This is a genomic window from Halorubrum californiense DSM 19288 (assembly GCF_000336875.1).
Classification (GTDB): domain Archaea; phylum Halobacteriota; class Halobacteria; order Halobacteriales; family Haloferacaceae; genus Halorubrum; species Halorubrum californiense.
Map to the genome: position 1 here is coordinate 40,776 of NZ_AOJK01000038.1, position 10,995 is coordinate 51,770.

Annotated in this window: 12 protein-coding genes and 2 pseudogenes; 6 read left to right on the top strand and 8 right to left on the bottom strand. The window is 63.9% G+C overall.

Features of this window, described 5'->3' with window-relative positions:
• The first annotated feature begins 5 nt into the window (after positions 1-5).
• The 3 genes from C463_RS08145 to C463_RS08155 all read left to right on the top strand — a co-directional run bounded on the left by C463_RS08145 (position 6) and on the right by C463_RS08155 (position 3,201).
• Entirely contained in the window at positions 6-1,172 is a 1,167-nt protein-coding gene (locus tag C463_RS08145) for a pyridoxal-phosphate-dependent aminotransferase family protein (RefSeq protein WP_008442663.1), read from the top strand.
• Positions 1,173-1,251: 79 nt separating this feature from the next.
• On the top strand, positions 1,252-2,361 hold the full coding sequence (locus tag C463_RS08150) for a guanosine monophosphate reductase (RefSeq protein WP_008442664.1): 1,110 nt from the start codon (positions 1,252-1,254) through the stop codon (positions 2,359-2,361).
• Positions 2,362-2,481: 120 nt separating this feature from the next.
• Positions 2,482-3,201, top strand: coding sequence for a class I SAM-dependent methyltransferase (locus C463_RS08155; protein ID WP_008442665.1), 720 nt, complete (start codon positions 2,482-2,484; stop codon positions 3,199-3,201).
• 45 nt (positions 3,202-3,246) lie between these two features.
• Here C463_RS08155 and C463_RS08160 read toward each other — a convergent pair.
• Positions 3,247-4,408: pseudogene (locus tag C463_RS08160) on the bottom strand (MFS transporter).
• A gap of 111 nt (positions 4,409-4,519) precedes the next feature.
• Here C463_RS08160 and C463_RS19910 point away from each other — a divergent pair.
• Positions 4,520-4,648, top strand: coding sequence for a hypothetical protein (locus C463_RS19910; RefSeq protein WP_008442668.1), 129 nt, complete (start codon positions 4,520-4,522; stop codon positions 4,646-4,648).
• A 41-nt stretch (positions 4,649-4,689) separates the two neighbouring features.
• Here the strand turns inward: C463_RS19910 and C463_RS08165 are convergent, their stop codons facing one another.
• From C463_RS08165 to C463_RS19380, 3 genes are all read right to left on the bottom strand, one after another.
• Complete coding sequence (locus C463_RS08165) at positions 4,690-5,427, bottom strand: SDR family oxidoreductase (protein WP_008442669.1); 738 nt, start codon at positions 5,425-5,427, stop codon at positions 4,690-4,692.
• A gap of 1,167 nt (positions 5,428-6,594) precedes the next feature.
• Positions 6,595-6,954, bottom strand: a complete 360-nt coding sequence (locus C463_RS18555; protein WP_137695442.1) for a hypothetical protein — start codon at positions 6,952-6,954, stop codon at positions 6,595-6,597.
• 431 nt (positions 6,955-7,385) lie between these two features.
• A complete protein-coding gene (locus tag C463_RS19380; RefSeq protein ID WP_158294465.1) occupies positions 7,386-7,667 on the bottom strand; it encodes a hypothetical protein in 282 nt (93 codons plus the stop codon).
• 66 nt (positions 7,668-7,733) lie between these two features.
• Between C463_RS19380 and C463_RS08180 the strand changes: the two genes are divergently transcribed.
• Positions 7,734-8,255, top strand: a complete 522-nt coding sequence (locus tag C463_RS08180) for a winged helix-turn-helix transcriptional regulator (protein ID WP_008442672.1) — start codon at positions 7,734-7,736, stop codon at positions 8,253-8,255.
• On the opposite strand, the gene C463_RS08185 is transcribed toward C463_RS08180, so the two are convergent.
• Genes C463_RS08185 through C463_RS18560 form a run of 4 tightly spaced genes read right to left on the bottom strand, consistent with a single transcriptional unit; the run spans position 8,252 to position 10,317 of the window.
• Positions 8,252-8,794, bottom strand: coding sequence for a hypothetical protein (locus C463_RS08185; RefSeq protein ID WP_008442673.1), 543 nt, complete (start codon positions 8,792-8,794; stop codon positions 8,252-8,254). The two genes, C463_RS08180 and C463_RS08185, sit on opposite strands and share 4 nt — an antisense overlap.
• Complete coding sequence (locus C463_RS08190) at positions 8,794-9,081, bottom strand: hypothetical protein (protein WP_008442674.1); 288 nt, start codon at positions 9,079-9,081, stop codon at positions 8,794-8,796. Before C463_RS08190 ends, C463_RS08185 begins: the two co-directional genes overlap by 1 nt.
• Positions 9,065-9,934: an FAD:protein FMN transferase gene (locus C463_RS08195; RefSeq protein WP_049905703.1), complete on the bottom strand. Its 870-nt coding sequence runs from the start codon at positions 9,932-9,934 to the stop codon at positions 9,065-9,067. The genes C463_RS08190 and C463_RS08195 overlap by 17 nt, the downstream gene beginning before the upstream one ends.
• Before the next feature lie 5 nt (positions 9,935-9,939).
• Positions 9,940-10,317, bottom strand: coding sequence for a hypothetical protein (locus C463_RS18560; RefSeq protein ID WP_049905700.1), 378 nt, complete (start codon positions 10,315-10,317; stop codon positions 9,940-9,942).
• 307 nt (positions 10,318-10,624) lie between these two features.
• On the opposite strand from C463_RS18560, the pseudogene C463_RS18565 reads away from it, so the two are divergent.
• Positions 10,625-10,995, top strand: a pseudogene (locus tag C463_RS18565) (hypothetical protein); the annotation flags it as partial.

The following is a 10,995-nucleotide window of genomic DNA, read 5'->3' on the forward strand; positions in this document are numbered from 1 at the left end:
AGCGTATGTCAGAGCGATACGTCGAACGCGGCGTCGACGAGAAAGCGCCCGACGTGGGGGAGCTGACGCCGCCGGACCGCACGCTGATGGGCCCCGGTCCGAGCGACGTCCACCCGCGCGTCCTCAAGGCGATGAGCACGCCGCTCGTCGGCCACCTCGACCCCTCGTTCGTGGAGATCATGGACGAGGTCCAGGAGCTGCTGCGCTACACGTTCCGGACGGACAACAAGTGGACGATTCCAGTGTCCGGGACCGGGTCTGCCTCGATGGAGGCCGCCATCGGCAACCTCGTCGAACCGGGCGACACGATGCTGATCCCGACGAACGGCTACTTCGGCGGACGGATGAAGTCGATGGCCGAGCGCGCGGGCGGCGAGGTCGTCGAGGTGGACGCGCCGTGGGGTGAACCCCTCGACCCCGTCGATGTCGAGCGCGCGTTCGACGAACACCAGCCGGACGTGTTCGGGTTCGTCCACGCGGAGACCTCGACGGGCGTCCTCCAGCCGGGCGTCCCGGAACTGACGGAGATCGCGCACGACCACGACGCGTTCGTGATCGCGGACTGCGTCACCTCGCTCGGCGGCGTCGAGATGCGCGTCGACGAGTGGGGCGTCGACGTCGCCTACTCCGGCCCGCAGAAGTGCCTCTCGTGTCCGCCCGGCGCGAGCCCGCTCACGCTCAACGACCGCGCGATGAATAAGGTACTCGACCGCGAGGAGCGGCCCCGGTCGTGGTACCTCGACCTCTCGCTGCTTGAGGGGTACTGGGGCGACGACCGCTCGTACCACCACACCGCGCCGATCACAAACGTGTACGCGCTCCGCGAGGCGCTCCGCCTCGTCGCCGAGGAGGGCATCGAGGAGCGGTGGGCGCGCCACCGCGAGGTGGCCGGCGACTTGAAAGCGGGCCTCCAAGAGCTGAGCCTGGAGATGAACGCGCCCGACGAGTACTGGCTCCCGAGCCTGAACGCGGTCCGGGTGCCCGACGGGGTCGACGACGCCGCCGTCATCGACCACCTCCTCGCGGCGTACGACCTGGAGATCGCCTCCGGCCTCGGCGACCTGGAGGGCGACATCTGGCGGATCGGCTGTATGGGTCACTCCGCCCGCCCGAAGAACGTCGAGTACGTCCTCGCCGCGCTGGAGGACGCGCTGGCCGAGCAGGGGTACTGACGGGTCTCGGCGGCGCGAGCGGGGTCGCCCCCGGCTATCGAGAGGTTTTTGCGTGTCCGTCTCTCTCCTCGCGAGGGGCATGAACGATCTACGAACCGGGCTGAGCTACGGGGACGTGCTGCTCGTCCCGCAGCGGTCGCCCGTCGACAGCCGGAGCGACGTGGACCTCTCGACGCGGTTCACGCCGAGCGTCGAACTGGAGACGCCGCTGGTCTCGGCGGCGATGGACACCGTCACGGAGGCCGAACTGGCGATCGATCTCTCGCGCGCCGGCGGGCTCGGCGTCCTCCACCGCTTCCTCACCGCCGACGAGCAGTCGGCGCAGGTCGAGCGGGTGGCCGCGGCGGGCGAACAGGTCGCCGCCGCGGTCGGGATCAACGAGGACCACCTCGCGCGGAGCGCGGCGCTGGTCGACGCGGGCGTGGACGCGATCGTCGTCGACGTCGCGCACGGCCACCTCGACCGGGCGATCGCGGCCGTCGAGGAGATCGCGACTGAGTTCCCGGAGACGGACCTCGTCGCCGGCAACGTCGCCACGCCGGCGGGCGTCGAGGACCTCGCGGCGGCCGGGGCCGACTGCGTGAAGGTCGGCATCGGGCCGGGCTCGCACTGTACCACGCGGAAGGTCGCCGGCGCCGGCGTCCCGCAGTTGACCGCGGTCGACGACTGCGCGACGGCGGCCGCGGACCTCGACGTCACGATCTGCGCCGACGGCGGGATCCGGACCTCCGGCGACGCCGCGAAGGCGCTGATGGCGGGCGCCGACACGGTGATGCTCGGGAGCCTCTTCGCGGGGACGGCGGAGGCGCCGGGCGCGGTCGTCGAGGTCGACGGGACGCGGTACAAGCGGTCGCGGGGGATGGCGACGACCGCCGCCGCCGAGGACCGCGACGACAAGGGTGCGAACGTGGGCGCCGACGAGGGCGTCGAGGCGCTGACGCCGTTCAAAGGCCCCGTCGCGACGGTCGCCGAGGAGTTCTGTCAGGGGATCCGCTCGGGGCTCTCGTACTGCGGCGGGCACACGATCGAACGCGCCCGGGAGCGCGCCGAGTTCGTCCGCGTCGCGCCCGGCGCGAAGGAGCGCGAGGGGTTCCACACCGACGACGACTGGGAGGGGATCAGCGCGGACACCGAGACGAAGCGAGTCGCCGACTCCGCGGGCGAGTCCGCGGCCGAGGGCGACGACTGAACGACTGGCCTCGGCGGTAGAGCCGACAGAGCCGCGCGCTCCGACGCGGCGTCCGAGCCGACGTGTCACTGGGTGCCGTTCTCACGGACCGCTTTTGTCGTCGAGCGGACAGCCCGACACATGGCCGACGCCTTCGGACGCGCGATCCGAGACCACCACCGCGGCGAGCGAACGGCGCCGCTCTACCAGGGAGACGGCGAGGCGACGCGCGAGCACCCGATCGATGAGTTCTACTTCTCCGAGTTCGACCCGGAAAGCGAGGCCGGATCGTGGCTGACGTCCCGGCTCGACGGCCCGCTCGTCGACCTCGGCGCTGGCGCGGGCCGACACGCGCTCCGGTTTCAGGAGCGGTTCGAGACGGTGGCCGTCGAATCCAGTCCGGCGCTCGTCGAGACGATGCGGGAGCGCGGCGTCGACGACGCCCGCGAGGGCGACATGTTCGCGCTCCGGGAGGCGTTCGGGCGTGACCGGTTCGCGTCGGCGCTCGCGATCGGGACGCAGGTCGGACTGGCGGGGTCGATGCGGGGGCTCTCGGCGTTCCTCGGCGACCTCGCGTTCGTGACGACGCCCGACGCGACGGCGGTCGTCGACTGCTACGACCCGGACCGTCCCGAGGCGGCGGACCTGCTCGGCTATCGCTCGGACCCGACGCCGGGGCTCGCGAGCCGCGTCATGTGGTTCGAGTACGACGACGAGCGGGACCCGACGCTCCTCTTCAGGCTGTTCTCGCCGGACCGACTCCGGGAGGCCGCGGTCGGGACCGGCTGGACGGTCGCGGCGGTCGACCGAGCGGGATCGGGCGACGGCCCGCACTACCGGGCCGCGCTCCGGAAGCGGTAGGCCGACGAGGGTGGGGGCGCTCGGTGCGACGGATCGAACGCGGACCTACCACGCCGTCAGCGCAGCGCGACCGTGGTCCCGCGCGAGGATCGCGAGGAACGTGACGACGCCGGTGACCGCGAACGCGCCGACGACGTAGAAGACGGACCCCATGCTCACCTCGACCATGAGCCAGCCGGCGATGAGTGGACCGGCCACCGATCCCGGCCGCCACACCAGCTCCCGGATCCCGAAGCTGGAGGCGACGCCCCCGTCGTCCGTCCCCTCGTCGGCGAACAGCGCCATGCTGGCGGGCTCGCGGAAGGAGTCCGCTACGCCGAGCAGCCCGGACAGCGCCACCAACGGGAGGTACGCCGCGGGGAGTTCTCCCAGTATCGGGACCGTGAGGCCGGCCCCGAGCGCGGCGCCGATCGCCGCCGAAAACGGGATCGTCATCGCGATCAGCCCGTAAGCACCACCGCCGGCGAAGACGAACAGCGACCGCCCGTACGCGTCGGAGAGCCGGCCGGTGAACAGCTGGCCGACCACGTTGGTCGCCTTCTCGGCGGTGACCGTCACCGCGACCGCGGTCGCCCCGACCGCGAGCCCGCCGGAAGCCAGCTCCGTGCCGGCGTAGATGGGGACCCACGTCCGCACCATCGTCACCGCGAAGGCGTACTGCGCGCGGAACGTCGAGTTGGTGAGGATCTTGCGGTTCACCGCCAGGTCCGAGAACGGGAACCCCTCGATCCGCGTCGGGTCGGCGTCGAGCATCCCCCACGTGACGAGCCACGCCGCGACCATCAGCGCCGTGATGAGCGTGAACACCGGGCCGAACCCGACGGCGTCGTAGATGGCGCCCGCGCCGAGCGACCCGAAGATGGAGGCCGCGAAGGAGGCGGCGTTCGCCTTCCCGATCTTGTCCGCCCGCGCCGGCGCCGAGGACGCCGAGCAGCACGAGCCGCTTGTCGAAGCGGTCGCCGGCCCACGCGAGCGAGACCACGGCGGCCGTCTGCGCGAGCGTGAAGCCGGTGGTGTACATCTTGATGATGAACCCGGCCGAGATGGTGACGCCCAGCACCGTCGTCGCCTGCGGGTCGAGTGTGTTGATGTACGTCGGCAACAGCGTGATGAGCGTGATGAAGCCGAACCCCTCCGCGAACCGCGTGAGGTAGAGCGCCCAGAACTGCGAGCGGTTCGCTCCGTTGCCTTCGTCCGCGTTGCTCACACCGTATCGGTGCCCACCGATTCAAAAGGAATTACGATTCGAAACGTTCGGGACGGCGAGCGAGCGGTTTCCGCCGTCGAATTTATCCCCGTCTCTGAGAGAGGCGCTCGCATGGGTGACACGGCCTGCGACCGCCGGTTCTGTCCGGCGTGTGACTTGGCGCTCTCCCGTGCGGACGAGACCTGCCCGGAGTGCGGGGCGCGGGTCGACGGCGGCACAGCGGCGTCGACCGACCGCTGAACGGCCGACCCGACCGACCGCCGAGCCCCGGCGCCGCCGGTTCACAGCGTGTCGGCGAACTTGTCGCGCCGGAAGAGATCGATCTCCTGCGCCGACGAGTCGGCCCGCGACGCGGCGAAGGCGATGGCCTCCGCCACCTCCTCGGGTTCGGTGGCGCTCCCCGGCTCGAACCGCTCCTCGAAGGGCTCGCCGTCCTCGCTGCCGAACTCCGTCCTGACCTCCGAGGGGTTGACCACGGAGACGGCCACCCCGTCGTCGCCGGCCTGCGCCGCGACGCTGTGCGCGAACCCGCGGAGCCACCACTTCGTCGCGGCGTACACGGGGTTGAACGACCGCGGGTACTCCCCGGCGAAACTGCCGACCGCGACGAGGGTCCCCTCGCTCTCCGTGAGGTGCGGGAGCGCCTCGCGCGTGAGGAAGAAGGCGCCGTCGACGTTCGTCTCCTGCATCGCGAAGTACTCCTCGTCGGTCATCGTCGCCACGTCGCTCCCGCGGCCGAGCCCCGCGTTGACGACGGCGACGTCGAGGCCGCCGAACTCGTCGACCGCGGCCTCGACCGCCGCTTGCGAGGTCGCCGAGTCGCGCACGTCGCCGTCCGCGACGACCGCGTCGATGCCGTACTCGGAGCGCACGTCGTCCGCGACCGATTCGAGCGCCTCGCGCCGCCGCGCCACGAGGACGACGTTCGCGCCGCGCTCGGCGAGCGCGTGCGCCGTCGCCTCGCCGATGCCAGAACTCGCTCCGGTGATCACCGCCGCCGCGCCGTCGAGACTCGACATGTGCGACCCGTCGGCGGCGCGGCATATAAATTGTCCACGCCGCGAAGGCGGTCGAAGCTGAGCATGAATCACTCGATCTTTTGACCGCCTCATTCCTTATCGCAACGCTACCTGTGTCGATGGCTATTGTTAATACTGAAATCAAAATTTTTTCAACACTCTATGTCCTCCCTGACGGTAGGGACCCAAGGTCCCTGATGAGAGCGAGGTTGCTCCCCCCTTACCCTTCCCCGCTCTCATGCGATCTGCCCTCCCCGCCGATCTGCCTGCCCGGCGGTCAAACGGGCAGATCGACGCGATCTGGGCCCCATCCCCCAGTATCGCGTTCAAAGCTGATCTTAGACGTTTCGGGTGACGGCTGAGAGCCGCGTGCGGCTGGTGTCGACAACGATGCCGGCGTTCACAGACTGTGATGTCTACAGGTAAAGAAGACCTACTACCGCAAGAGCGAGGGCTGAACGCGCTGGCTGCTGATCAGTCAGTATTGACCACAACCGGCCAGAGTGTGTCACTTCCCGAGGATTTCAACAGGGCCTCAATTTGATTCTGTGCCTGTACGCGAACTCCTTAATCAACTACACCGCTGTGACAGGGATCGAATAGTTAGCAGTTGCGCTGATAGGATAATCTACCAACCACCCACAGAACTACAATGGCTGAGATAAAGTCACTATCGTGACAAAATCTGATCTGCGAGATATTCACGGCGTGGGCGAGCTTGCGGCTCGCAAGTTGGTCGAAGATGGCGTGACTACGAGAGCAGAACTCAAGCAAGTGCTTCAAGAATTGGAGCCTCCCGCTCAACATATCTATTCGAGCTTTCAATTGGCTGTTCTCTCTGAATTGGAACTCCCCACAGTTGGAGAGCAGACTGTAACGAAGTACACACGACAGACGTACACCGACAACGAGATCGTGTATGTGTGGGAAAGAGACTCGGAAACGATTCTTCTTGAACTTCGGTCTGAAGGGGATTCGTTCCGTTCTAAGTGGCACGTGGAAGGTGGTCAAGTGTTCCGTTCCGAACTTCACGACCAGTGGAGTAGTGCCGTAGACGCACTAACCCGATCCGCCTATCGACCACCTGAATCTGCGTAGTTCAATTTTCTTCAGACACACTCTCGTCTGAGACCGCTGATCTCTGACGATTGCTCACTGAGCAGTGAGCTACCCTGATTGGTCGTCATAAACGTCGCCAGTTGGATCCCAGAGTAAGTCAACGAGACTACCAATACCTAAGAGAACAAAAAATATTGGGAGGTCTGTCGGAGTTCCAATCAAATACGCGATGCCCCCGACGACACCGAGTGGGATTGCGGTGAGTCGTTTAAAATGTGGTATCTTTGTGAGTATTCTATTTATCGAGTTGCTGAGCGCGTATACAGTCAACATTCCAAGAAGTAGAATTTGACTGTAACTCTGTCCACGTGTAATCGCCCGGATAGTAAGTACACCGACAGCAATGGCTAAAACAGCAAACAATAGCGCCCAGCTATCTACTGTGCTCAGTTTCTCTCTGGAGGGCATATGATATTTTCCAGTACACCACAAGTAAATAAGATTTGACCCCACGCTGAACGATTCTTCAGTCCCCTGTACTGACCCCGGTCAGTCAGGATATATCATTCCCTCAAGGTTTAACAGAACCGTCGATTTGGTTCTGTGATTGTACGCGAATCCGGTATTCGACTACCGGTACGACCCAATCGACGCGCTTAGACAACTCCGAGAGCGCGGTTCTATATGATGTTATGTCGTAGCAACCAGTTAGTCCTACGATACGACTCGGCGACTACGACGAAAGAGGCGGAAAACGAGTCTGGCCCAACCAGAATCCCGAGAACGACGAGGTCGGCGCGCTGATCGACGAGGTGAAGTCACCCGAACAGGAGATCGCCCATCCATTCGATTAGATTCGACGATTGAACGCCAATCGTTTTCCCCGACCCTATCATAAGTTACGTTGTATCGACCGCCGAGGACGTCGCACCGGCTGTGTACACAGATAGTAACACATGGTACTCGCTCAACTCCTTGAACAGTATGTCAGTCTCGGCATCTTCGTCCTCGCTGGGGGGCTCAGCCTCCTCAGTTTCCTCGCGTGGCGACGGGAACGTGATATCCAAATGCGAATCGTCACGCTCGGGTACGCGATGTTTGCCGTCTATGGGCTCATCGTGTTTCTCAAATACCTTTTGCTCCCCTATCTCCCGTACGCGCCGCTCGAATTGCTCGAACACGCAAGTGCACTCTTGATTCTCGGTGGTCTCTTGACCTTCTTCGTCGCTCTCACGCGAGGCTGAGCAATGTCGGACCCGGACCTCGAACTGGACTCTCGGCGGGCGATCTACCAGCGGATAGCCGAGACACCGGGTGTTCACTTTCGCGCGCTCCTCGACGGCCTCGAGTACGCGCAGGGAACCCTCCAGTACCAGCTCCGCTGGCTCGCTGACGAGGGCCTGATCGACGTCTCGGATGACGGCAAGTACACGCGGTACTATACGGCTGCCGAGTTCGACGAAGGCGACCGAGTAGTGATGAACGCGTTGCGGCGGGAGTACAGTCGCCGCATCCTCGCACACCTTCTCACTGATGGCCCGCTCTCGACAACCGAATTAAGCGACCACCTTGAGAAGGCCCAATCGACTGTCTCGTGGCATCTTTCGAAGCTTGCCGAGGCCGACCTCGTCACCAAAGAGCGCGACGGCCGGAGTGTCGTGTATCAGGTTAGCGATCCCGACCGGGTGAAATACCTCTACACGGTTCACCAACGCTCGTTCACCGACAAAGTGGTTGACCGTATTCTGGGCCTGTGGGACGGCTATTAGCTCGTCGTCGCGTTCGACGGCATCCCTTGAAGCACCAGCAGGCGCAACAGGAGCACGTACACGAGAAACGCGAGCGAGGGGGCTAGCAGGGGACGGACGAGCCCCGTCAGATCAGTCCCGATCGCTGCCGCGTGAATCGTCCCGAAGGCGAACCCGGCATACGCGAACGAGTGAACAACACGAGGCCCCCAAGGGCGCTGGAAGCGTTTCGCGTCAGTAAAGCCAAGCACTGCGACGACGAGCATGAGCAGCGCCCCTGCCCCGACGGCGACGCCGCCGAGGAAGTACGGCATCGAGTATGCTGGTGCAGGAACCTGACCGGTGACGACGAACCACGCGTCGAGGATGCCGAGCCCCGCGTGTAACAGCGTGACGATCATCGCGAACACGGATAGTTCGATGTGTATGCGTTGGGCGGCCTCGTGGAGTACGCCGAATGACTCCGTGTTGTAGAAGACACCTGTGAGTACGGCCAGGTACAGCAACGGGTATGTGACGAGTGCAGCACCGCGGTCTAGGAGCCAGACGAGTTGTGACATTACGATGCTCCCGTCGTCTCGATGACATCCGGGCAGCCGTCCGAGTCTTGAAACCCGTTCACTGATTCCGGGCGAGTCGGACACTTGTCGGCGGAGTCGTTGATGCCATCCCCGTCGTAATCTGCCGGTGCCTGTCTCTCCGAAACGCTCTGCTCCACGAGGTCGCTCTGTGCTTTCTCAGTCGTCTGGGCGGCACGCACGTCGCCGATCTGCCAGAGGGCCGGAACGGCCACGACCAGAACGACGATGGCGACGACGGTGATTCGCTGTTTATGAGTCCAAGACATGTGTATCGAACCTCGCTGTCGTGTGGAAGACGCCGTCGTGAATGATCAGCGCCTCCAGTCCGTCCCACTCGGCTGCTAATTCACGTGCCTCGTCGAGGGGGAGTGCGGCCAGCGTCGTCGCCAAGGCATCGGCCTCCATACAGTCGCGACGCGCGACGACGGTAACGGACTCGTGACGAGAGCCGAGCGACGCGGTGGTCGAGTCGTAGATGTGGTCCGTGCCGTTTCGCGAGCGTCGGTAGCCACCGGATGTCGCGACGGACCACTGCGTGTCCAGAATCTTCAGCGGCGTGTCGTCGCCGTACGGGCTCTCGATGGCCACTGGGCCGGTCGGCGGGGACATATCTCCACCACCACTGACGAACCCCCGCCGGCCGAGACCCCCGAGCGCCTCGCTGGCCCGGTCAACGATGTATCCTTTTGCGAGACCGTTGAGGTCGAGTTCGACATCGGTACTGATCTGAGACCCGCTGACACGGACAGATCCGGTATCGAATTCTGTGGGTAGTGTTTCGTTGTCACCACGCAGGAACGTTTTGAGTTCCTGCTCGGCACGACCCTGATGGATATCGAACACGCTCTCGGTTTGATCCTTGTATTCGAGTCCACGGCGGACGATACGGGCGACGTGTTCGTTCACGACCTCAAATTCCCGGTTGAGCCGGCTGACGGCACTCGCCTCGTCGAAGGCGTCCAGCTGTGCTTCGAGTGACTCGGCCGTGTCTCGTGCCGCAGTCACCGCAGTGTCGGCCCGGATGCCTGTCGCGTGGACCCGAAACGTCGTATCACAACAATTGAACTCGCGGTTGATGTCCCCGAACCGCTCGGTGAGCGATGCGAGTGATCCTATCATCTCGGTCACTCGTCCTCTTCGTCGTCCTCGTGTTCCTCATCTTCGTACTCGTCCTCTTCGTCGTCCTCGTGTTCCTCATCTTCGTACTCGTCCTCTTCGTCGTCCTCGTGTTCCTCATCTTCGTACTCGTCCTCTTCGTATTCCTCATCTTCGTACCCAGACTGCGTCTGGACTGCTGGGGTAAAGTCCTCATTTGGCGTCGGCACGCCAGAGGCAGCCTGTTGTGAGGCGTCTGACGCGGTCGTACCAGGTGAGTTAGGTTGCTCGCCAACCTGCGCGAGGCCGCCACCGGGCAGCGCTAGAGCCCCGGCGACCCCAGCTGTGAGGAGCGCACCTACGAGCGTGAAGGCGACGAGCTTGTTGTTCGGAACGGGCACGCGCATGATTAGTTGCCCCTTGTTTTAGAACCGCTATCTTCGACGTGTCGGCCGGTGCGTTCTGCCATTACAATTAGAGGGTTGAGACAGCCTTAGTAAGCCGTTCGCGTCCAACCCTCGAATCCTCGTACAGTTATCGAATCGATTCAGAGCGAAAAGTGTGTGCTGAGACGTATGTGACTCCGTCATCGCGTAGCTGGCGCGAATCGTGTGCTCTGTCTGCCCCTGCGTACGAAACGATTCGACGGTTGTACGACGATTCGATAGATGGACGCGAATCCCTTTTTATGACCATAATAAAGTCAGGAGCGCAATGAAGCATAACAATATAGCAAGTATCGTGCTTGCTGCTCTGCTCATATGTGGTGCAGGCATAGCAGCGACTGGCACCGTCGCTGGCGCGCCCGCGAACCAAACAGAGGATGTTTCGCAGGAAGCGAACAGTCCAGATGCTGAAGAAACGAACAGTACTGACACAGGAACTAGCAGGGTAGAGTCACTCAGCGGATTGCCGCTGTTTGACTCGCTCATGGCATTCTTTTCGGATGATAGTACATCAGATAGCTCGACTGCCGATACCCCAAGTGATAGCGTAGACACCGACGACCTCAACGAGACTGACACCGACGACCTCAACGAGACTGACACCGACGACCTCAACGAGACTGACACCGACGACCTCAA